The organism is Corallococcus sp. AB018 (assembly GCF_003986945.1).
In the GTDB taxonomy this organism is placed as follows: Bacteria; Myxococcota; Myxococcia; order Myxococcales; family Myxococcaceae; genus Corallococcus; species Corallococcus exiguus.
In genome coordinates, this window is the sequence record NZ_RAWR01000196.1 from 1 (window position 1) to 20,398 (window position 20,398).

Annotated in this window: 18 protein-coding genes; 12 read left to right on the plus strand and 6 right to left on the minus strand. The window is 68.2% G+C overall.

Annotation, left to right across the window (positions count from 1 at the left end; translation table 11 throughout):
- The first annotated feature begins 386 nt into the window (after positions 1–386).
- Together D7Y11_RS32570 and D7Y11_RS32575 are read left to right on the plus strand one after the other, a co-directional pair.
- Positions 387–1,796 carry a S8 family serine peptidase gene (locus D7Y11_RS32570; RefSeq protein WP_126935627.1) on the plus strand — a complete coding sequence of 470 codons (1,410 nt, stop codon included), beginning with the start codon at positions 387–389 and terminating at the stop codon, positions 1,794–1,796.
- A gap of 57 nt (positions 1,797–1,853) precedes the next feature.
- On the plus strand, positions 1,854–2,315 hold the full coding sequence (locus D7Y11_RS32575) for a hypothetical protein (protein WP_121756191.1): 462 nt from the start codon (positions 1,854–1,856) through the stop codon (positions 2,313–2,315).
- A gap of 277 nt (positions 2,316–2,592) precedes the next feature.
- Here the strand turns inward: D7Y11_RS32575 and D7Y11_RS32580 are convergent, their stop codons facing one another.
- Entirely contained in the window at positions 2,593–3,195 is a 603-nt protein-coding gene (locus tag D7Y11_RS32580; protein WP_126935628.1) for a malonic semialdehyde reductase, read from the minus strand.
- Positions 3,196–3,323: 128 nt separating this feature from the next.
- Between D7Y11_RS32580 and D7Y11_RS32585 the strand changes: the two genes are divergently transcribed.
- The gene (locus D7Y11_RS32585) at positions 3,324–3,683 is read left to right on the plus strand and encodes a helix-turn-helix domain-containing protein (RefSeq protein ID WP_126935629.1); all 360 of its coding nucleotides are present in this window, start codon (positions 3,324–3,326) and stop codon (positions 3,681–3,683) included.
- A gap of 28 nt (positions 3,684–3,711) precedes the next feature.
- Here D7Y11_RS32585 and D7Y11_RS32590 read toward each other — a convergent pair whose 3' ends face one another.
- The 3 genes from D7Y11_RS32590 to D7Y11_RS32600 form a co-directional block, all read right to left on the minus strand.
- Complete coding sequence (locus D7Y11_RS32590; RefSeq protein ID WP_120560256.1) at positions 3,712–4,458, minus strand: SDR family oxidoreductase; 747 nt, start codon at positions 4,456–4,458, stop codon at positions 3,712–3,714.
- Between the two features lie 153 nt (positions 4,459–4,611).
- A complete protein-coding gene (locus D7Y11_RS32595) occupies positions 4,612–5,829 on the minus strand; it encodes a PLP-dependent aminotransferase family protein (protein ID WP_121756093.1) in 1,218 nt (405 codons plus the stop codon).
- Positions 5,830–5,831: 2 nt separating this feature from the next.
- Entirely contained in the window at positions 5,832–6,302 is a 471-nt protein-coding gene (locus tag D7Y11_RS32600; protein ID WP_120581260.1) for an Lrp/AsnC family transcriptional regulator, read from the minus strand.
- Between the two features lie 346 nt (positions 6,303–6,648).
- Here D7Y11_RS32600 and D7Y11_RS32605 point away from each other — a divergent pair, with 346 nt between their 5' ends.
- The 5 genes from D7Y11_RS32605 to D7Y11_RS32625 all read left to right on the plus strand — a co-directional run bounded on the left by D7Y11_RS32605 (position 6,649) and on the right by D7Y11_RS32625 (position 13,204).
- Complete coding sequence (locus tag D7Y11_RS32605) at positions 6,649–7,377, plus strand: TetR/AcrR family transcriptional regulator (RefSeq protein WP_126935630.1); 729 nt, start codon at positions 6,649–6,651, stop codon at positions 7,375–7,377.
- 9 nt (positions 7,378–7,386) lie between these two features.
- Positions 7,387–8,382, plus strand: a complete 996-nt coding sequence (locus D7Y11_RS32610) for a 3-oxoacyl-ACP synthase III family protein (RefSeq protein WP_126935631.1) — start codon at positions 7,387–7,389, stop codon at positions 8,380–8,382.
- Positions 8,383–8,422: 40 nt separating this feature from the next.
- Positions 8,423–9,988: a long-chain fatty acid--CoA ligase gene (locus tag D7Y11_RS32615; RefSeq protein WP_121755961.1), complete on the plus strand. Its 1,566-nt coding sequence runs from the start codon at positions 8,423–8,425 to the stop codon at positions 9,986–9,988.
- Positions 9,989–10,033: 45 nt separating this feature from the next.
- Positions 10,034–11,089 (plus strand): alpha/beta fold hydrolase, encoded by a 1,056-nt coding sequence (locus tag D7Y11_RS32620; RefSeq protein ID WP_120580473.1) that lies wholly within the window; start codon positions 10,034–10,036, stop codon positions 11,087–11,089.
- Between the two features lie 129 nt (positions 11,090–11,218).
- On the plus strand, positions 11,219–13,204 hold the full coding sequence (locus D7Y11_RS32625) for a triacylglycerol lipase (protein WP_121755960.1): 1,986 nt from the start codon (positions 11,219–11,221) through the stop codon (positions 13,202–13,204).
- A gap of 7 nt (positions 13,205–13,211) precedes the next feature.
- Here the strand turns inward: D7Y11_RS32625 and D7Y11_RS32630 are convergent, their stop codons facing one another.
- The gene (locus D7Y11_RS32630) at positions 13,212–13,817 is read right to left on the minus strand and encodes a DUF4276 family protein (RefSeq protein ID WP_120580471.1); all 606 of its coding nucleotides are present in this window, start codon (positions 13,815–13,817) and stop codon (positions 13,212–13,214) included.
- Positions 13,817–15,046, minus strand: a complete 1,230-nt coding sequence (locus D7Y11_RS32635) for an AAA family ATPase (protein ID WP_120580470.1) — start codon at positions 15,044–15,046, stop codon at positions 13,817–13,819. Before D7Y11_RS32635 ends, D7Y11_RS32630 begins: the two co-directional genes overlap by 1 nt.
- A 131-nt stretch (positions 15,047–15,177) precedes the next feature.
- Between D7Y11_RS32635 and D7Y11_RS32640 the strand changes: the two genes are divergently transcribed.
- The 4 genes from D7Y11_RS32640 to D7Y11_RS32655 all read left to right on the plus strand — a co-directional run.
- Positions 15,178–16,668 carry a long-chain fatty acid--CoA ligase gene (locus D7Y11_RS32640; RefSeq protein WP_126935632.1) on the plus strand — a complete coding sequence of 497 codons (1,491 nt, stop codon included), beginning with the start codon at positions 15,178–15,180 and terminating at the stop codon, positions 16,666–16,668.
- Positions 16,669–16,885: 217 nt separating this feature from the next.
- The gene (locus D7Y11_RS32645) at positions 16,886–17,623 is read left to right on the plus strand and encodes a response regulator transcription factor (RefSeq protein ID WP_120596569.1); all 738 of its coding nucleotides are present in this window, start codon (positions 16,886–16,888) and stop codon (positions 17,621–17,623) included.
- Positions 17,620–19,056, plus strand: coding sequence for a HAMP domain-containing sensor histidine kinase (locus D7Y11_RS32650; protein WP_120580467.1), 1,437 nt, complete (start codon positions 17,620–17,622; stop codon positions 19,054–19,056). Before D7Y11_RS32645 ends, D7Y11_RS32650 begins: the two co-directional genes overlap by 4 nt.
- Before the next feature lie 45 nt (positions 19,057–19,101).
- Positions 19,102–20,398 (plus strand): efflux RND transporter periplasmic adaptor subunit (locus D7Y11_RS32655; RefSeq protein ID WP_126935633.1); only part of this gene is annotated, 1,297 nt, incomplete at its 3' end.

Sequence of the window (20,398 nt, forward strand, 5' to 3'; positions counted from 1 at the left end):
GCAGGCGGAGCGCGAGGGGCTGGACCCGAACCCGCTGGCGGACAGAGCCCGTGTGCGCCCCTGGCCACTGACCTCGTCCCGCGGAGGGAATCCGTTGTCTTTCCAGAGGTTCGGGGAAGCCGAGCGAGGACCGAGACACCAGAGAAGGGGTGTCTATTACGGAAATCCCGTGATTTTTTGTCAGGGGGTCGCGGTCAAATCCCCCGGTTGGACCCCAGCGCATGGGGAGAGGGGAGGGCAGGTGATGCAACGGCTCCGGGCGACGCCCGCGAGCCCGACCCACCGGATCCGAAGGGGCTTGTCAGGGTCCCCAGGTGGGCGCGGTCGTACCGCAGGTGCTCTCCCTTTGGGCCCGGCGCGGATTGAGCGGTTCAAGGAGCACAGCCATGAAGTCGTTCCTGTTGGTACCCAAGGAGTCCATCGAGACGCAGGCCCGGCCCGGTGTGCGTGGCACGGCGCAGGGCGAGCGCGTCCTCAGCCGTAGCACCGCGCTTCGCTTCAGCGCGGCCCAGAAGGCACCGGACGCCCTCACCGCTCTCGGCCTGCGGTCGGCCACGCTGCCTGGCGTGAAGCCCGAAATCAGCGGCCAGGCGGCGCGCGGACGCAAGCGCGCCCGCGGCAAGAAGGCCAGCGACGTCGACGCCACGCCCATGCCGGGCGCGCCCGTGACGGAGCAGGTCGGCACGGAAGCCGGCAGCTACCGGTTCATGCCGCTCATCGGCGCCACCATGGCGCACTTCTACTCCCAGGACGCGGAAGTCGCGGCCCGCGGCGAGCTGGCGGCGGAGTTCGAGTTCATCCCGGACGTGGTGCCCCTGTCCTTCCCCGGTCCGGTGTCCGCCGGACAGACGGGGCCGCGCAACCGCGGCATGAGCTCGCTCGCGCAGCGCGAGTGGCCTGACGAGTCCGGTGTCCCCCTGGCGCACGCCCAGGGCATCCGGGGCGCCGGCGTGATGCTGGGCATCCTGGACACCGGCGTGGACGCGGACCACCCTGAGCACGCGAGCAAGACCATCCAGTTCCGCTACGTCTCGCTCTTCCCCAACTCGCCGCACAACCCCGCGCGCGACGTGCGCGGTTTCGACCCTGACGGCCACGGCACGCACGTGTGCGGCATCGCCGCGGGCGTGCACCACGGCGTCGCGCCGGAGGTGGACCTCTACGCCGCGTCCGTCATCGAATCGGAGACCATCCGCACCAGCCTGGGCCGCGTGGCCGCCGGCATGGAGTGGCTGCTGCACCAGTTCAGCCGTCCGGAGAACGCGTCGCGTCCCGCCGTCGTCAACCTGTCGCTGGGCTTCCCGCTGCAGCCGCCTCCGGGCATCTCCGAAGCGGACTACCTGCTCAACCAGCGCGCGCTGCAGGCCATGCTGCGTCGGCTTCTGGACAGCAACATCCTGCCCATTGTCGCGGCGGGTAACAGTGGACCCGACACGGTTGGTTACCCAGCGGCCTTTCCCGAGGCCCTGGCTGTGGGGGCAGTCGACTTCGAGCGCAACGTGGCCACCTTCTCCGCCAGCGGCTCCGTGGGGCGTCGGGTCGTACCTGACGTCATGGGCTACGGGGTGAATGTGTATTCGTCTACTGAACGCCGCTGCAACAATCAGGCGTTCTATGAACGAATGAGCGGCACAAGCATGGCGGCGCCGTATGTCGCGGGAATCGCCGCGCTGTATCGTTGCCGCGCCCCTGACTTGACGGCATTGGAAGTGAGGGATTTGATTCTGGGCAATGCCATCAAGCTTCCTCGCTCGGCGAACCACCGGACGGGGAAGGGCCTGGCTGTTTTCAGGTGACGCGGTAGTTGCCGGGGCCGGTGCCACGTGAGCACCGGACCTGGGGAGGATGTGGCCATGAGCAGGAAGAATGGCGTGCCGGGCGGACCTCAAGACATTTCGGCCCGGATGTCCTCCGTCGCCGCCGTGCGTCCGCTGCCTGGCAGCGGAGGCACGGTGCGTGCGTTGCCGGGCGCGGGTGGCCTGGAGCGTGACGCACAGCCGGCCGGCGACATTGACGTCACGGTGATGCCCCGGGAATCGGCCGCGCCGAAGAGTCCTTCCGCGTCCTCACGGGCACCCATGCGCTCGCGCGCGGACATCTACAAGGAAGGCCAGGCGGAGAACGCCCGCTTCCGCGAGAGCTTCATGCGCTGGCTGGAGGCACACCAGTTGGTGGGCGCAGTGCGCGCCATGAGCGAGCCGGGCGGTTCCCTGCCCATGCTGCACTTGAGGTGCGCCCCGCGCGTGCTGGACCAGCTGCGCCGCGCGCCGGAGTTCGAGGCGGGCACGATGATGCCGCTCGAACAGCTGTACTAGGCCCGCCCCACCGCGCTTGCCTCCTGTCACCGGCCCCGCGTCCCGCCTTCCTTGTAACGGAAGACGGCCCTCCGGCGGTCTACGCCGCCTTGCGAAAGGCGAGCACCCGCGTCTGGGCGCCTGCGCTGTCGCACCGGGAAGAGGCTCGCTTGCCGCGTTCACCCCTGTGGAACCGACGGCGGGGCAGCTTCTTCCTGATTAACCTAGAAACTCAGGATTGTGGCCGCCTGATGCCATTGAACGGAAGGACCACTGCGCTGTCTGGGATTGGACGGGGTCAGTCCAACCGGCAGGCGTCCTCGAAAGACAGACGCGGGTTGCGCGGGAAGAGCTTCGCCGGGTCGCCGTAGCCCAGGTTGATGAGGAAGTTCGACTTCCAGCCGGTGCCCTGGAGGAAGGCCTCGTCCACCTTGGCCTTGTCGAAGCCGCCCATGGGGCCGCAGTCGAGCCCCAGCGCGCGCGCCGCCAGGATGACGTAGCCGCCCTGCAGGGTGCCGTTCATGAAGGCCGACTGCTCGCGCGCCTCCGGCGTCTGGGCGGCGAAGACGCTCTTCATGTCGCGCGCGGGGAACAGCTTGGGCATCTGTTCGTGGAACGCGGTGTCGTACGCCACGATGACCGTCACCGGCGCCTGCATCGTCTTGTCCACGTTGCCCGGGGACAGCGCGGGCTTGAGCCGCTCCTTGGCCTCGCGGCTCCTCACGAACACCAGGCGCGCCGGCTGGCTGTTGACCGCGGTGGGCGCCATGCGCGCCAGCTCGTAGATGCGGCGCAGCGTCTCGTCCGTCACCGGCCGGTCCTGCCAGCCCGAGTGCGTGCGGGCCTCCGTGAAGAGCTGCTCCAGCGCGTCCGTGTCCAGGGCCGTGTTCGTCGTCGCCATGCGTGATGTCCTCCGTTGCGAACACCCCATGGCTATCCGCGTCACTTTTATTTCGCAAGCAACTTCCAAAAAGTAAGTAAGTGCCGGCGGAAGGGGGCGGGCGCTATACTTGGAGTGGAGGTGGCACGATGCATGACGACTCAAGCCCGCTGTGTGCGCGGTTCCTGGCGGCGGCCGACCTGCTGGGGCGGCGCTGGACGGGCGTCATCCTGCGCATCCTGATGGACGGGCCGTGTCGCTTCGGGGAGCTGACGGCGCGCATCGGCACCATCAGCGAGCGCGTCCTGTCGGAGCGGCTCAAGGACCTGGAGGCGGAGGGCATCCTCGAGCGCCACGTGGACCCGGGCCCGCCCATCCGCTCCGAGTACCGCCTGACGGAGAAGGGTCAGGCGTTCTGGAAGGTCATCGACGAGCTGGGCAAGTGGGCGGAGCGCTGGGTGGACGTGAAGCCCACGCGGGCCGCGCCCCGGAAGCGCAAGAGCGCCTGAAGCCCGGGGCGCGGGTGCCGCGAACGGCCTAGAAGTTGTGACCGCCGTCCACGTCGATGGTGCGGCCGTTGAAGTAGTCGCACTCCACGATGAACTTCACGGCCACCCAGATGTCCTCCGGCTCGCCGATGCGGCCCACCGGGATGGCGGCCACCAGCGCGTCGCGGGCCTTCTGGTTCATGCCCTGCGTCATGGGCGTTTCAATCATGCCCGGGGCGATGGCGCCCACGCGGATGCCGAACGGCGCGAACTCGCGCGACCAGGTGACGGTGTTGGCGGCGAGCGCGGCCTTGGCGGACACGTAGTTGGACTGACCGCGGTTGCCGTGCCGCGCGATGGACGACATGTTCACGATGACGCCGGGGCGCTGGTCCGTCTCCACCATCTTCGTGACGACCTCGCGCACCATCAGCGTGGCGCCGGTGAGGTTCACGCCGATGACGGCGTTCCAGTCCGCGGTGGACAGCTTCTTCACCTGGCCGGTGGTGCGGTCCTTCTTCACGAGCAGCGCGTCGCGCAGGATGCCCGCGTTGTTGATGAGGCCGTTGAGGCCGCCCATGGCGCCGTGGGCCCACTGCACGAAGTCCGTGACGTCCTGCTCGTTGGACACGTCCAGCTTGCGGCGGTGGATGCCCGCCGGCAGCGCCGCGAGCTTCTCCTCGTTGACGTCGCCAACGGCCACCTGGCCGCCCGCCTCGTGGATGCGCTGAGCGAAGTGCGCGCCCATGCCCTGCGCGCCACCCGTCACGATGATCTTCAGGTCCTTCAGCTGCATGTGCCTCTCCTTGGGCGTGTCCGAAAAACGCGCGCAGGGTACGCACACCGCACGGGCGCTGGCCAGCGCCGCGGAGGCTGAAACCTGAATCAAGCTTCAACTTCTCATGAGCCCCGGACCCCCGACGCGGTGCGTTGGGGGCGCGGGGGACGGCTACAGCGCGTCGGCGATGACAGAGCCCAGCCGGCGCATGCCCTCGTTGATGAGGTCGGGCGGGCGGTTGGAGTAGTTCAGGCGCATGAACTGGGGCTTCTGGTCGTTGGCGAAGAAGGGCGCGCCGGGGACGAAGGCGACCTTCTGCTCCACGGCGCGGGGCAGCAGCGTGGCCGCGTCCAGGCCCTGGGGCAGCTCCACCCAGAGGAACATGCCGCCGTCCGGCCGGGTCCACTTCGTGCCCTTCGGCATGTGGGCCTCCAGCGCGGCCAGCATCGCGGTGGCGCGCTCGGAGTAGACGGGCATCAGCGCCTGGATGTGGCCCGCGTAGTCGAAGGTCTCCAGCAGCAGCGCGGTGGCGCGCTGGGCGAGCGTGGCCGTGTGCAGGTCCGTGGCCTGCTTGGCGATGGTCAGCGACTTGAGCAGCGGGCGCGGCCCCGTCACCCAGCCCAGGCGCAGGCCGGGGGCCAGCGTCTTGGAGAAGGTGGACAGGGACAGCACCACGCCCTGGTCGTCCATCGACGCCAGCGACGGCAGGTGCACGCCCTTGAAGCGCAGTTCGCCGTACGGGTCGTCCTCCAGGATGATGAAGCGGTGCTCCTGCGCCAGCCGCACCAGGGCCTTGCGGCGCTCCAGGGACAGGGTGGTGCCCTTGGGGTTCTGGAAGTTGGGGATGACGTAGAGCAGCTTCGGCACGCGCTTCTTCAGCAGTGCCGCCAGGTCGTCCGTGTCCATGCCGGCGTCGTCGCTGCGCACGGTGGCGAACTCCACCTCGTAGCCGCCGAAGGTCTGGAGCGCCGCCAGGTAGCTGGGGTCCTCCACCACGACCAGGTCACCCGGATCGAGCAGCACCTTGCCCACCAGGTCCAGGCCCTGCTGCGAGCCGCTGGTGATGAGCACCTGGTCCGCGTGGACGTGCTGGCCCTTGCGCGCCAGGTGCGAGGAGATCCACTCGCGCAGGGGGGCGAAGCCCTCCGTGGTGCTGTACTGGAGCGCGGGGCGCCCCTCCCGGGCGAAGGTCTCCTCGAACGCCTTGGCGATGGCGTCCACGGGGAAGAGCTCCGGGGCGGGCAGGCCGCCGGCGAAGGAGAGGATGTCGGGGCGCTCGGCGATCTTGAGGATTTCGCGCACCGCGGACGTCTTCATCCGGGACATGCGCTGGGACAGCCGGTAGGCCGGAGGAGGGGGCAGGGGTGCACTCATAGCGTCCGCGCTCATGTTCATTCTCCGTTCAACAGCTCATCGGGGACACGCACGTGCGTGTCTTCCTTCAGGGTCGACAGGACGATGGTGGTGCTCGTGCGGGTCACACCTGGAATGGTGCGCAGCGTCTCCACGAGCAGCGAGTCCAGCGTCCGCGTATTCGCGGTCTTCACCTTCAGCACGTACGAGTCCTGCCCCGCGACCCGGTGGGCCTCCAGCACGTCCGGCAGCTCCGCCACCTTCCGCGCGAAGCCCTCGAAGTGCTTGGGGTGCTCGATGCTCACCCCGATGAAGGCGGTGATGTCCTTGCCCAGCTGCGTCGCGTCCACGCGCGCCGTGTAGCCGGTGATGATGCCCTTCTCCTCCAGCTTGCGGATGCGCTCCGCCACCGCAGGCTGGGACAGCTTCACCCCACGTGACAACTCCAGCTGCGTGGCCCGGCCATCGCGCTGAAGCATATCGACGATGCGATAATCCAGGGGGTCCATGGGGTGTAAAACCTTATTTTTATAAGCGGACCTGTCAGTCGACGGTGAAGTTATATGCATCCGCCATGAAGTGCAAGTCCGTTTGCATGCAAAATGGTTGATGCCGGCGAAAGGTCTCCTACCCGACCTCCCGAGTCTCCAGGCAGCCAGGCGGAAGGTGGTGGCGGACGGGCTCCGCGGCAGTCCTCCCTCGGGGAGGGGTGGGCGAGGTGGACACTTCCCCGCTCAAGGTCCGGGGATGGCACGCGAGGTGTTTGACGCCTCGCGTCCGTGTCTGTCTTTGACGCAGGGAGCCATCCGTCCGCTTTTGACAGGGCGGTCGGCCGGGTGCTACCCGTCCTGAAAGATGAATCGCCCTTCAACTTCAGAACGAGTCCCCGTCACGCCGCGCGGTCAGCGGACGCGGCAGAAGTTGTTGAAGGCAGCGGAGGCGGTGTTCGGCGACAAGGGCTATGAGCGCGCGTCCATCGCGGACCTCACGCGCAAGGCCAGCGTCGCGCTGGGCACCTTCTACGTGTACTTCCCGGACAAGCAGTCCATCTTCGTGGAGGTGGTGGACGAGCTGGGCGCGCGCCTGCGCCGCCTCATCGCGGAGTCCACGGCCGCGTGCACCACGCGCCTGGAAGTGGAGCGCGAAGGCTTGCGCGCCTTCTTCCAGTTCGTGCGCCAGCACCCCAACCTCTACCGCGTGGTGCGGCAGGCGGAGTTCGTGGACGCGGACTGCTACCGCCGCTACTACGACCGCTTCGCCAAGGGCTACGTGCGCGGCCTCACGCTGGCCATGGAGGCCGGCGAGGTGCGCCGCATGGATCCAGAGGCGCTCGCCTACTGCCTGATGGGCATTGGCGACTTCCTGGGCATGCGCTGGGTGCTCTGGGAGGAGGACATGGGCCTGGAGCGCGTGCTCGACACGGCGATGACGCTCCTGACCCACGGCCTGCCCCCGGACGCGGGCGCCGCGCGCACCCATCTCCAGACTGTCCCTCCCCCGAAGGCAGCAGCGAAGTCGTCGAAGCCCACCCCCCCGAAGTCGAAGCCGTCTTCCCGCCGTCCGTCACGCGGTCCCCGGAGCTGAAACACCGTCATGCGTTACGCGAACATCCTGTCCACCGGCCGCTACGTCCCCGAGAAGCTCCTCACCAACGCCGACGTGGAGAAGATCCTCGGCGAGAAGGTGGACGAGTGGCTCCAGCAGAACGTGGGCATCAAGCAGCGCCACGTGATGGCGGACAACCAGGCCACCAGTGACCTGGCCGTGGCCGCCGCGAAGGAGGCGCTGGCCCGCGCGAAGGTGGACCCCAAGGAGCTGGACCTGGTGCTCGTGGCCAGTGACACGCCGGACTACCTGAGCCCCGGCACGTCGTCCGTGGTGCAGGCCAAGCTGGGCGCGGTCAACGCGGGCACCTACGACATCAACGCCGCGTGCGCGGGCTGGGTGACGGCGCTGGACGTGGCGTCCAAGACGATTTCGTCGGACGACAGCTACCAGCGCATCCTGGTGGTGGGCGCCTACGGGATGACCCGGTACGTGAACTGGAAGGACAAGAAGACCTGCACGCTGTTCGCGGACGGCGCGGGCGCGGTGGTGCTGGGCGCGTCCGACAAGCCGGGCTTCCTGGGCGCGAAGCTGCTCGCCAACGGCGAGTACCACGACGCGCTGGGCATCTACACGGGCGGCACGAACCGGCCCGCCACGGCGGAGACGCTGGCGCTGACGGACGGCAAGCCCGCGGTGCAGTTCGTGCGCAAGTTCCCCTCCACGTTCAACACCGAGCGCTGGCCCATCCTGCTGGACACGCTGCTCAAGCGCGCGGACCAGACGCTGGACGACGTGAAGCTGTTCGTCTTCACGCAGCTGAACCTGCGCACCATCGAAGCCACGATGAAGGCGCTGAACCAGCCCATGGAGAAGGCGCACTACACGATGGACAAGTGGGGTTACACGGGCTCCGCCTGCATCCCCATGACGCTGGACGACGCGGTGCTGCAGGGCAAGGTGAAGAAGGGCGACCTGGTCGCCTTCTGCGCCAGTGGCGGTGGCCTCGCCATGGCGTCCGCCCTCTACCGCTGGACGGCTTAGTCCCCCCATACCCCGCCTCATTCAGACAGGAGTTCTTCGCATGTTCATCGGGGACTGGATGGGGCGGGGTGCCCTCTACTGGCCGGACGCGGTGGCCGTGGTGGACGTGGCCCGGAAGGACGCGGGCCGCTTCACCTACCGGCAGATGAACGCGCGCGCCAACGCGCTCGCGGGCTGGCTGCGGGACGTGGCGGGCGTGCAGCGCGGCGACCGCGTGGCCATCGTCGCGCACAACGGCGTGGAGTACCTGGACACGCTGTTCGCGTGCGGGAAGCTGGGCGCCGTCTTCGTGCCGTACAACTGGCGCCTGCACGCGGCGGAGCTCACGGAGGGCGTGCGCGCCATCCGCCCGCGCGTGCTGCTGTTCGGAGACGACTTCAAGGACGCGGTGGCCCAGGTGCGCGAGCACGTGGGGGACGGCCTGCGCCTGGTGTCGCTGGAAGCGCAGGGCCTGCCGGGCGCGGATCCGTACGAGGAGGCCATGGCGTACGCGCCCGCCGCTCCGGTGGCTCCGGTGACGAACGACGCGGTGAGCGAGGAGGACATCCTCTGCCTGCTCTTCACCGGCGGCACCACCGGCCGGTCCAAGGGCGCGAAGATTTCGTACCGCATGGTGGCGTGGAACACGCTCAACACGCTGGTGCATGAAATCCGTCAGGGCGACGTGACGGTGACGCACACGCCGCTGTTCCACACGGGCGGGCTGCTCGTCTACACGCTGCCGCTGCTCACCGCGGGCGGCACCGTGGTGCTGATGCGCCGGTGGGACCCGGACGAGATGCTGGGCCTGGTCGCGAAGGAGAAGGTGACGCTCTTCTTCGCGGTGCCCACGCAGTACCAGCAGTTGATGGACTCGCCGCGCTGGAAGGGGACGGACTTCTCCTCCGTGCGCTTCGTCACCAGCGGTGGGGCGCCCCTGCCGGTGCCGCTGCTCCAGGCGTGGCAGGCGGTGCACCCGGTGCCCTTCAAGCAGGGCTTCGGCATGACGGAGTTCGGCCCGGGCATCTTCAGCATGGGGCCGGAGTTCGCGGTGTCCAAGGCGGGCTCCATTGGCCGGCCCAACTACTTCATCGACGCGAAGCTGGTGGACGAGGCCGGCCACGCGGTGCCCGTGGGCGGGGTGGGGGAGCTGGTGCTGAAGGGGCCCTCCATGTGCTCCGGCTACTTCGAGGACGACGCCGCCACGAAGGAGGCCATCAGCGCGGACGGCTGGTTCCACACCGGGGACCTGGCGCGCGTGGACGCGGATGGCTTCTTCACCATCGCGGGCCGCAAGAAGGACATGTTCATCTCCGGCGGAGAGAACGTGTACCCGCTGGAGCTGGAGTCCGTCCTCTACGAGCACCCCGCCGTGCAGCAGTGCGCGGTGGTGGGCGTGCCGGACGCGAAGTGGGGCGAGGCGGGCCGGGCCTACGTGGTGCTCAAGCCGGGCGCCGAGGCCTCGGCGGACGCGCTGCTCGAGCACCTCAAGGGCCGGGTGGCACGCTTCAAGGTCCCCAAGCGGGTGGAGCTGATGAAGTCCCTGCCGGTGTCCCCGGCCGGCAAGATTCTCAAGCGCGAGCTGCGCGAGGCGGCCATCGCCGCTGACGCGCGGGCCGCTTCGTGACGCACGGATTTTCCTCTCTCAAGCAACGCAACCAGGAGCGCGCACATGGCTGATACATCCAGGAAGGTCGAGATCCGGGACATCCCCACGCAGCGGCTCCGGGTTCGCGCGCGGCTGGTGGGCGAGGACGGCTTTCCCGTCATCTTCGTGCACGGCAACTGTTCCTCGTCCGCGTTCTTCGAGTCGCTGATGAAGACGCTGCCCGAGGGCTTCCGGGGCATCGCGCCGGACATGCGCGGCTACGGGCACACGGAGGCGAAGGCCATCGACGCGACGCGCGGCATGCGCGACTTCGCGGATGACCTGGTGGCGCTGATGGACACGCTGTCGCTGAAGCGCGCGGCGTTCGTGGCGCACTCGGCGGGCGCGGGCATCGTGATGCAGCTGTCCATCGACCACCCGGAGCGCGTGGCCGGCCTGGTGGTGGAGGCGCCGCTGTCTCCCTACGGCTTCGGTGGCACGAAGGACGCGGACGGCACGCCGTGCTGGGCGGACTTCGCGGGCTCCGGTGGCGGCACGGCCAACCCGGACTTCGTGCAGCGGCTGAAGACGAAGGACCGCTCCACGGAGTCGCAGACGTCGCCGCGCAACGTGATGAACGGCTGCTACGTGAAGCCGCCGTTCCGCCACCCGGACGAGGAGATGCTCCTGGACTCCGTGCTGGATACGCACGTGTCGGACGAGCTGTACCCGGGCAACTTCGAGAAGTCGGCGAACTGGCCGGGCGTGGCGCCGGGCACCACGGGCATGAACAACGCCATGGCGCCGGCCTACTACAACACCTCCGCCTTCGCGGCGCTGACGAAGGGGCCGGACGTGCTGTGGATCCGCGGCGCGGACGACGCCATCGTTTCCGACACGTCACTGTTCGACTTCGGCTTCCTGGGCAAACTGGGCGCGGTGCCGGGCTGGCCCGGGGATGAGAAGTACCCGCCGCAGCCCATGGTGTCGCAGATGCGCAAGGTGATGGATCGCTACGCGGCCAACGGTGGCCGCTACCGCGAGGTCGTCCTCCCGGACACGGGCCACAGCCCGCACCTGGAGAAGACGAAGGAGTTCCACGACCTGCTCGTCCCGTTCCTGCAGGAGCACGCCCGCTAGGCGTTCCTGACGTGCGGTAAGGCTCGCGAGGCCCTTCCGGGGAGCCCCTGGGGGGCGTCGTGTGTCCCGTGCGTCCACTCTCAGTCGCAGTCCGCTGTCGCCGCACCCTTCACCCAACCGGAGGTCCGCATGCGAAGCAACTGGAGTTTGTCGCTCACGGCCGCATTGCTGATGGCAGGTTGCGGGGCAGAACCGCCCGCGGAAGCACCCCCGACGCAGGAGTCCGTCGCCACGGCCGAGGCTCCGCTGGACGCGGACCTGGCCCCGTACTTCGACGCCGTCCCCACCTTCACGGGCAACTACCGGGTGGTGGGCACGTACACTCCGCCCACGTGGTCCTGGGGGCAGATTGAGCTGCTGGAAGGCAAGCAGCGCTTCCGCACGGAGTACTACAACCCGCGCACGCTGAAGCTGCGTGACCAGGACACGTTCCAGTCCAGCGACTACCCGCTGAAGACGTACTTCGGTTCGCTGAACCAGCAGCTGGTGAACGCGTTCAACCTCCACTACGGGAACAGCTGTGCCACGACGACCGGGGCCACCTGTCCCACGCCTGGCCCCACCAAGCCGGAGGCGCGCTTCGTCCTGCTGCACAAGGGGCGGGCCACCGCGGCGCGCACCTGTAACGTCAATCTGACGCCGACGCTGCTGGTGCACGGCGCCATCCAGGACGCGAACGTGTGGATGTTCCCCAACGGCAACAACGGTTCGGGCGGCACCTACGGCGGCGCGGCGCAGCTGACGGGCATGGTGCAGGACCTGGAGTCGAAGGGCCGCTGCGTGTACGCGGTGACGTTCGGCTCGTTCCACGGCGACAACTTCAACCACGCCATCCACGTGGCCAACGCCGTGCAGCGCGTGAAGGCGCTGCACCCGGGCGTGGCGCGGGTGGACGTGGTGGCGTGGAGCAAGGGCGTGCTGGCGGTGGACCCCTGGCTGGAGAACGCGGCCACGTGGGGCGGCTTCAGCACGACGCGCTTCTTCGAGCGTCTGGCGAAGGAGCAGGCGTCGCAGGTGCCGGCGTATGACGACTCGGTGCGCGTGTACGTGCCGCTGTCCGGCCCGCACAAGGGCATCGACCTGAACTTCCGCCACCCCATCCACACGCTGACCATCGCGAGCACGGCCTCCAACGCGCCGGTGGGCCGTGGCCCGATGCCGTGGACGTACTTCTCCGCGTTCCAGTGCGTGACGTTTGGTTATGACGTGCCCTGGTTCAAGAATCCCTACGCGGAGAGCGTGTGCGCGGGTTCCGGCGGCACGTGGCCGGACTACTTCCGCCGCATCTACCTGTCGAACATCACGGGCCTGTCCAGCACGGGCACGCCGGTGTCCAGCAGCACGCTGCAGACGCTGAACACGAACCAGGGCCTGTCCGCGTCGTCGTTCAAGTTCGACGACTACAACATGAGCCTCTTTGGCGCGGTGAATGACAGCGGCAAGTACGTGACGGCGTACCCGGGCCAGCTGCAGGCGGCGTATGACCTGCGTGGCACGTACCCGATTCCGGACCGCAGCGCGTCCGCGTGGGACAACATCGATCCGGACGAGAACCGCTACTTCCCCTGGCTGGACACGAAGCTCATCTACAACCCGCTGAACCCCTGGATTGCCGCGGGCTACATGCAGTCGAGCGACCACCGCGTGTGCCGCACGACGGCGTTCGACCCGGCGGGCTCGCCGTGCTTCGCCTTCCACGCGTACAACACGAACCAGAACCGTGAGGCGTACGACTCGCTGATGTACGGCAAGTACCGCATCATGGACGGCCTGGGCATGGCGGCGGCCATGGAGATGGGCGGCAAGTTCATCACGCGCCTGGCGGAGCACGGCGTGGATTCGCGCCTGCCGTCGCTCTACGTGCTGTACGGCACGACGGGCGGGGCGACCCCGTTCGAGACGGACGGCATGACGTCCACCACGTCCACGCTGCGCAGCGACGGCGTGCTCTTCGAGGCGAGCATCGCGGCGATGACCCAGCTCACCCAGGGCTGGACGGCCGCGAAGAAGACCGCCGACGCGAAGCAGGAGGGCATGGCCTATGACCACCTGAGCATGGGCATCACCCCGGCGGTGTGGAACAAGATCTCCACGCACTTCGTTTCGCGGGACTAGCGGTTCGTCAGGGCTGCTGCTGGGGGCGGGGTGGAACGCTGACTCCCAGCAGCATGCCCATGTCCCGGACGAGCTTGTCGAAGGAGTCCGCGCGGCGGGCGGCTTCGAGGTCGAAGACGCTCGTGAGGGCGGGCTGGTGGATGGTTGCTCGATAGCCTCCCGGCATTCGCTGCCCGAGCCAGCCCTTCGCGTCGCGAATACGCTCTGGATGCGATGGGGCGATTAAGTCAGCGGGTAGCCCGCGCTGGCCACGCAGGGATTCAGCGGCGGTGAGGAACCAAGCCTCGTACTCGCACTGTGCGACGACCACCGAGATGATCCGGTCGGAGCGTTGCTCACAAGCCCAGTCCAGGAGCTGCGGGCCCAGCACGCAAGGCAAATCATCGTCGGCGTCTAGCAAGACGAGGATGCGGCCCTCATCTCCAACCTTCCGGGCCATAAACTCAACGGCGTCTTGCAAGACGGCCTTCATGACGAGTTTGTTTCGCTTGACGCGAAGAGGCGGAAGCGGATCCGGATGGACTGGCGACTGCAGGTAGTGCGCCAGTCGAGTCACGAGAATGCGAGCAGCAGGAACCTCTCCATCTCCCTCGACGATGATTCCCAGTTTCATCAGGCGTCGTGCTCCCAGAGCTTGAGCAGATCTGGTTGAGGGATAGCTTCCCGATCGGGAGATAACTGGTTGGCTTTCAGTAGTTCTCCCGCCGTGTAAAGGCGGTCCTTCAATGCAGACCGGGTTGCTTCGTCTACTTTAGCGATGAGGCTCCTGCCCTGCTCAGAGACCACCGAGAGGATTTCGTCTCCATGGATGCTAGAGTCGTCGAGCAGGTCCGGGCTATGACTGGTGACGATGATCTGCGCGTACTGGGAGGCATCCCGAAGCGCATCGCGCAGTACGCCTGCAGCAGCGGGGTGGAGTGCTATTTCTGGCTCCTCAATGCCTATGAGCTGAATTTTTGGCTCGGATCGAGGCTGGAACATGGCGACCAGAATGCCTAGGGCCCTAAGGGAGCCGTCGGACATGTTGATCGCCGGAAACTGCGAGAAGTAATTCGTACCTATGGGCTTCTGTAGGAAGATCAGGGTCTCCATGTGGCCAATAGGGCCACGATTCACAGCCTCCAGGTTGGGAACAATCGCTTTGAGATAGTCCTCAATGCGGTCCTTCGTTGAAGTGGCATCCCGTTTCGTCAAGCGATCCAGAACGCTTGGAAGATTGGAGCCGTCCCGAGCAAGAAGTTCGCCCTTGTCTGGAGGCTGTGGTGCCCTGAGTTGGTCAGGGTTGAGGTGATAGAACCCCATGGCTGAGAGTGCATCGAAGATTGGGCGGAATTCTGGAAGCCCTGATGCATTGACCAGATAGAGGCGATCTTCTGTTGCGGGAGGCGCGACTGGATTTGGTTTGACGAGAAGGACTCCTCTGCGAACGTGGTACGTCGCAGTCCCGATAGAGCACTCTTCCTCCTCCACAACATGTTCGCCAAACTCCCTAACGCCGATGCCTACCGAGTAGTGACCGCAGGCTCCGTCAGGCAGGTGGAAGTCGAGACGAATGTCGAAGCGATTGGGGTTGTCGTTCGAATGATGCACGAGCAACTCTGCTCCGCCTCGGCTCCTGAGTGCGGAGTCCAGTGAGGTCCGCAAGGCATCCGTGATGAGTCTCAATGCATCCAGGAAGTTACTCTTGCCAGAGCCATTCGGGCCCACGAGGAACGTCAGCGGCCCCAAGGCGACGTCACAGGCCTCGATGCTGCGGAAGTTCCGTAGGGTCACGCGTGAAAGCAGGGGCGGTCGACGTCCTTGGGGATTGGGGGACGGCCCGGGGCTCTCAGCGGAAGGCATCTTGCGTTCTCCTGCAGTAACTCGTGCGTAGTGCGCACTTCATTGTGCCAGTAGGCCCATGATGCGGCAGGACGCAACATCCGCATCCTGAATCCAACAAATCCGTGGGCTTCGCTCTAGCATCCAGGGGCATGCCCATCGTCCACGACTGGCTGGCCCGGCGGGCTTCGCTCGCCCCGGAGCGCACGGCGCTCGTTGATTCGCTCCGGGGTGGGCGGCGCATCTCGTGGGCGGAGTGGAATGACTCCGCCCACCGGACCGCGCTGCTGCTTCGCGACCTGGGCGTGGGCGTGGGGGACCGCGTCTCCGTGCTGGCCTCCAACGGCGTGGAGACGCTGGACCTCGTGTTCGCCTGCGCCAAGCTGGGCGCCGTGCTCCAGCCGCTCAACTGGCGCCTGGGCGTGGAGGAACTCCACGGCCTGCTCTCCGATGTCGCCCCCTCCGTCGTCTGCTTCGGGCCTGAGTTCCGCGCTCAAGCCGACGCCTTGCGCCCCCGGTTTCCGGCGCACTGGGTCTGCCTGGCGGATCCGCTCTTCTGCTCCCGCGAGACCCTGACCGGCGCGCTGCCCTCCATCGAACTGGAGGCGGATGCTCCCTGGGTGCTGTGCTCAACCGGCGGGAGCACCGGCCTTCCGAAGTCCGCCGTGCTCACGCATGGCTCGCTCACCGCCAATGCCGTGAACACCGTCGTCAGCTGGGGCCTCACCCAGGACGACGTGGCGCTGCTCAACGCGCCCCTGTTCCACACCGGCGGCCTCAACGTCTTCACGCTGCCGCTGGTGCTTGCTGGCGGCGCCTCCGTCGTGTGCCGGTCCTTCGACGTGGCGCAGTGCTTCGACCTCATCCACTCGGGCTCCGTGAACCTCGTGTTCGGCGTGCCCACCATGTTCATCGAGATGCAGCGGCATCCTCGCTTCGAGGCCGTGGACTTCTCCCGACTCAAGCTGCTCATCAGCGGCGGCGCTCCCTGTCCCGCCCCTGTCTTCGAGCGCTTCTTCTCCCGCGGCGTTCCCTTCCGCACCGGCTACGGCCTCACCGAGGCCGGCCCCAACAACTTCTTCCTCCCTGACGCCGTCATGCGCTCGCACCCGGGCTTCGTCGGCGTGCCCCTCTTCCATGTCGACGCGCGCATCGACGGCGAACAGCGCCCCGGTGACGTGGGCGAACTGCTCCTTCGAGGCCCCCACGTGTGCGCCGGCTACTGGCGCCGCCCGGAGGAGACCGCCCGCGTCTTCGTGGACGGCTGGCTCCATACCGGCGACCTGGCCTCCCGCGACGCTCAGGGCCTCTTCCGCATCGAGGGCCGTGCCAAGGACCTCATCATCTCCGGCGGCGAGAACATCCACCCCTCCGAGGTCGAGAGCATCCTCGCCGGCCACCCCGAGGTCGCCGAGGTCGCCGTCATCGGCGTACCCGACCCGAAGTGGGGCGAAGTCCCCCGCGCCCTTGTCGTCCCCCGACCCGGTGCGGCACCCACACTGGAGGCGCTGGGGGCCTTCTGCTCAGGCCGGCTGGCCCGTTACAAGCTGCCCCGGACGCTGCGGCTGCTGGAGGCCCTGCCTCGCACCCCGGCGGGCAAGGTGGACCGGCGGGCGCTCACCCGGCTGCACGGCGAGCCCTGAATTTCCGTCCGTTGCGGCCGTCCCCCTGGATACCCCTGGGATGTGCCGCCGGACCTCCATTCGTAATATTTCGTCATGGGCCCGTAGCCCCCTGGAAATGTAGGGGTGAGAGGTTGCAGGTCGCGGCCCGGAGGCGGACCGCGGGGCCCGGACTTAACGGAGAGAAGCCCGGGCCCTCATTCGCCTCCGGTCCGCATCCCTCGCGGAGACCCGACCCATGGAGACAACCCCTCGCCCCACGACCTCCGAGGAGGCCACCATCCAGGTGCTCCTCGTCGAGGACGATGAACGCCTGGCGCGGCTCACCGCCCGCTACCTCCAGGAGCACGGCATCATCGTCACCGTCTCCGCCTCCGGCACCGACGCGCTCCTCCAGACGGCCCGCCACACCTTCGACGTCATCCTCCTGGACCTCATGCTCCCCGGCCGCGACGGCCTGGAGGTCTGCCGCGAGCTGCGCACCCGCACGGACGTCCCCATCATCATGCTCACCGCGCGCGGCGAGGAGGCCGACCGCGTCCTGGGCCTCGAGTCCGGCGCGGATGACTACCTGCCCAAGCCCTACTCGTCGCGCGAGCTGCTCGCCCGCATCCGCGCCCAGGTGCGCCGCGCTCGCGGCAAGGTGGGCCCTACCAGCCACCCCGTGCACGCGGGCCGCCTGGTGCTGGACCCTCGCAGCCTGAGCGCGTCCCTGGACGGCAAGCCGCTGTCCCTCACCACCTACGAGTTCAGCCTGCTGCGCGTCCTGGCCGAGCGCGCTGGCCGCGTCCTCAGCCGTGAGCAGCTGCTCGACCTGGTGAAGGGCAGCGCGGACGAGGTGTTCGACCGCTCCGTGGACGTGCACATCTTCCGCCTTCGCCAGAAGCTGGAGGTGGATCCGCGCAACCCGCGCCTGCTCAAGACGGTCCGCGGTGCCGGCTACATGCTGGCCACCGAGACCGAGGCGGAGCCGTGAAGTTCTTCCGGATGCCCATGGGCCTGCTCCCCCGCATCTACCTGGTGGGAGTCATTCAAATCCTGCTCGTGGGCGTGTCGCTCATGCTCGCGCGCGACCTCCTGCGCAACGAGTCCTGGCGCAACCGCTTCGACGACGAGCTGTCCTACTTCGTCGACGAGTGGTCCGCCCTGCGCGACACCCCCGCCGAGCTCCAGGCGTCGCTCGAACGCGCCCAGCAGCGCATGGGCATGCGCGTCACCCTGCGCGACGCGGAGGGGACGCTGCTCGGCAACACGCGTCCGGACCCCGCGCCCCCGCTCAGGCCCGAGGAGCTCTCCGCCGTCAGCTCGCGCGTCACCCGCAGTGGCCCTCGCGGCCCGTTCCCCGGGGCTGGCAGCGGCCCTGGCCGCATGCTGGTGGTGAGCCCCTTTCCGGGCCCCATCCAGGTCTATGCCGCAGTGTCCCTGCCCCCGCCGCCTCCTCCTCCGGACGGCGACCGGCAGACGGCCATCATCGTGGGGCTCGTGCTGGCGTGTACCGCCATCACCTCCGTCGTCTTCGCGCGCACGCTCGCGGGCCCGCTGGAGAAGCTGGCGTCCGCGGCGCGTGCGTTTGGCGCCGGACGGCTGGACGTGCGCGCGGGCCTGCGCCGCAAGGACGAACTGGGCCTGGTGTCCGAGGCCTTCGACGAGATGGCCGGCCGCATCACCCAGTTGCTGCGCTCGCAGAAGGAGCTGCTCGCCAACGTGTCGCACGAACTGCGCACGCCCCTGTCCCGCATCCGCGTGGCGCTGGACCTGGCCGCGGAGGGCGACGCGCAGACGGCGCGCGAGCTTTTGCCCGACATCACCGAGGACCTGTCCGAGCTGGAGCGCCTGGTGTCGGACGTGCTCACCACGTCCCGCCTGGAGCTGGTGACGGAAGGCGCCAGCGGCGTGCCTCCCTTGCGCCTGGAGCGCGTGGACGCGAACGCGCTCCTGGACAAGGCCGCCGCCCGCTTCCACACCGCCCGGCCGACGCACCGGCTGGAGGTCCAGGTGGACGGCACGCTGCCCGCGCTGGAGGCGGACCCCGTGCTGCTGCGGCGCGTGTTGGACAACCTGCTCGACAACGCGGGGAAATACTCGGAGCCCGGCACCACCGTGAAGCTGCACGCTCGGGCGGCGGGCGACGGCCTCCAGGTGGACATCCAGGACCAGGGCATCGGCATCGAAGCGCAGGACCTGTCTCGCGTGGGCACGCCCTTCTTCCGCACCGACCGCAGCCGCGCTCGCACCACCGGCGGCGTGGGCCTGGGGCTGGCGCTGGTGCGCCGCATCCTGGATGCGCACCACGGCCGCCTCACGCTGGAGAGCCAGCCGGGCCAGGGCACCACCGCGCGTGTCGTGCTCCCCGGAGTGGGAGCGGTGGACACACCGGATGGCCGCCTCGCCGCGGGTCATCTTTCGTAATAGAGACGAGATTCGCCGAAACATTTCAAAACGTAGATAAGGGGCATGAAGGCCTTGAGCGAGATGCCGCGGGAAGCGCCGGCCCTGGCGCCGGTGGAGCTGGATGAGGACGAGGGTCGCAAGCGTGGCATTCCGCGCTGGGCCTGGGTCCTGGCAATCCTGGTGGTGGCGGGCGCGGGGGTGTTCTGGCGCATGCGCGCTGGAAACCAGGCGGACGCCGTCACCTACGACACGACCCCCGCCGAGGCCCGGAAGCTCACGGCCAAGGTGACGGCCACCGGCACCGTGGCGGCGCTGGTGACGGTGCAGGTCGGCAGTCAGGTCTCCGGTCGCATCCAGGAGCTGATGGTCGACTACAACTCGCAGGTGAAGAAGGGGCAGGTCATCGCCCGCATCGACCCGCAGCTGGTGCAGGCCGCGCTGGACCGGGCGAAGGCGAACATGATGGCCTCGCGCGCGAACCTCCAGAAAGCGCGCGTCAACGCGGACGTGGCGAAGAAGCAGGCCGTGCGTTCGCGCGAGCTGCGCGCCCAGCAGTTCATCTCCCAGTCCGAGCTGGAGACGGCGGAGTCCGCCGCCGCCAACGGGCAGGCGGAGGTGACGGCCGCGGAGGGCTCGGTGGCCCAGGCGCAGGCCGCGCTCAACGAGGCGGAGGTGAACCTCAAGTACACGACCATCGTGTCGCCCACGGACGGCATCGTCATCTCGCGCAGCGTGGACGTGGGCCAGACGGTGGCCGCGTCCCTCCAGGCGCCGGTGCTCTTCACCATCGCGGAGGACCTGCGGAAGATGCAGGTCAACACCAGCATCGCGGAAGCGGACGTGGGCAAGCTGCAGCCCGGCCAGAAGGCCACCTTCACCGTGGATGCCTTCTCGGGGGAGACCTTCGAGGGCGTCATCCGGCAGATCCGCAACGAGGCCATCACCGTGCAGAACGTGGTGACCTACCTGGCCGTCATCGACGTGCCGAACCCGGACCTGAAGCTCAAGCCGGGCATGACCGCCAACGTGACCATCGTCACGCAGCAGAAGGACCAGGCCCTGTCCGTGCCCAATACGGCCTTGCGCTACCGCCCGGTGCCGTCGCCGGACGCGGCCGCGCAGGCTCCGGCCCAGCAGGCCCCGGCCGGCATGCGCACCGTCTACGTGCTGCGCCGCCAGCCGGAGCAGAAGCCGCAGCCTGTCGCCGTGAACGTGCGCACCGGCATGACGGACGGCACGTTCACGGAGGTGGTGGAGGGTGAATTGAAGGCGGGCGACCGTGTCATCACCGCCGCGAACTCGGCGGCCGGCGCGACGCCTTCCGCGGCTCCGTCGGGCGCGAGCCCCCTCGGTGGTGGGG

Bases quoted from the DNA above. Each gene is read 5' to 3' on its own strand.
- D7Y11_RS32570 (WP_126935627.1), top strand. From the start codon at position 387: ATGAAGTCGTTCCTGTTGGTACCCAAGGAGTCCATCGAGACGCAGGCC.
- D7Y11_RS32575 (WP_121756191.1), top strand. From the start codon at position 1,854: ATGAGCAGGAAGAATGGCGTGCCGGGCGGACCTCAAGACATTTCGGCC.
- D7Y11_RS32580 (WP_126935628.1), bottom strand. From the start codon at position 3,195: ATGGCGACGACGAACACGGCCCTGGACACGGACGCGCTGGAGCAGCTC.
- D7Y11_RS32585 (WP_126935629.1), top strand. From the start codon at position 3,324: ATGCATGACGACTCAAGCCCGCTGTGTGCGCGGTTCCTGGCGGCGGCC.
- D7Y11_RS32590 (WP_120560256.1), bottom strand. From the start codon at position 4,458: ATGCAGCTGAAGGACCTGAAGATCATCGTGACGGGTGGCGCGCAGGGC.
- D7Y11_RS32595 (WP_121756093.1), bottom strand. From the start codon at position 5,829: ATGAGCGCGGACGCTATGAGTGCACCCCTGCCCCCTCCTCCGGCCTAC.
- D7Y11_RS32600 (WP_120581260.1), bottom strand. From the start codon at position 6,302: ATGGACCCCCTGGATTATCGCATCGTCGATATGCTTCAGCGCGATGGC.
- D7Y11_RS32605 (WP_126935630.1), top strand. From the start codon at position 6,649: ATGAATCGCCCTTCAACTTCAGAACGAGTCCCCGTCACGCCGCGCGGT.
- D7Y11_RS32610 (WP_126935631.1), top strand. From the start codon at position 7,387: ATGCGTTACGCGAACATCCTGTCCACCGGCCGCTACGTCCCCGAGAAG.
- D7Y11_RS32615 (WP_121755961.1), top strand. From the start codon at position 8,423: ATGTTCATCGGGGACTGGATGGGGCGGGGTGCCCTCTACTGGCCGGAC.
- D7Y11_RS32620 (WP_120580473.1), top strand. From the start codon at position 10,034: ATGGCTGATACATCCAGGAAGGTCGAGATCCGGGACATCCCCACGCAG.
- D7Y11_RS32625 (WP_121755960.1), top strand. From the start codon at position 11,219: ATGCGAAGCAACTGGAGTTTGTCGCTCACGGCCGCATTGCTGATGGCA.
- D7Y11_RS32630 (WP_120580471.1), bottom strand. From the start codon at position 13,817: ATGAAACTGGGAATCATCGTCGAGGGAGATGGAGAGGTTCCTGCTGCT.
- D7Y11_RS32635 (WP_120580470.1), bottom strand. From the start codon at position 15,046: ATGCCTTCCGCTGAGAGCCCCGGGCCGTCCCCCAATCCCCAAGGACGT.
- D7Y11_RS32640 (WP_126935632.1), top strand. From the start codon at position 15,178: ATGCCCATCGTCCACGACTGGCTGGCCCGGCGGGCTTCGCTCGCCCCG.
- D7Y11_RS32645 (WP_120596569.1), top strand. From the start codon at position 16,886: ATGGAGACAACCCCTCGCCCCACGACCTCCGAGGAGGCCACCATCCAG.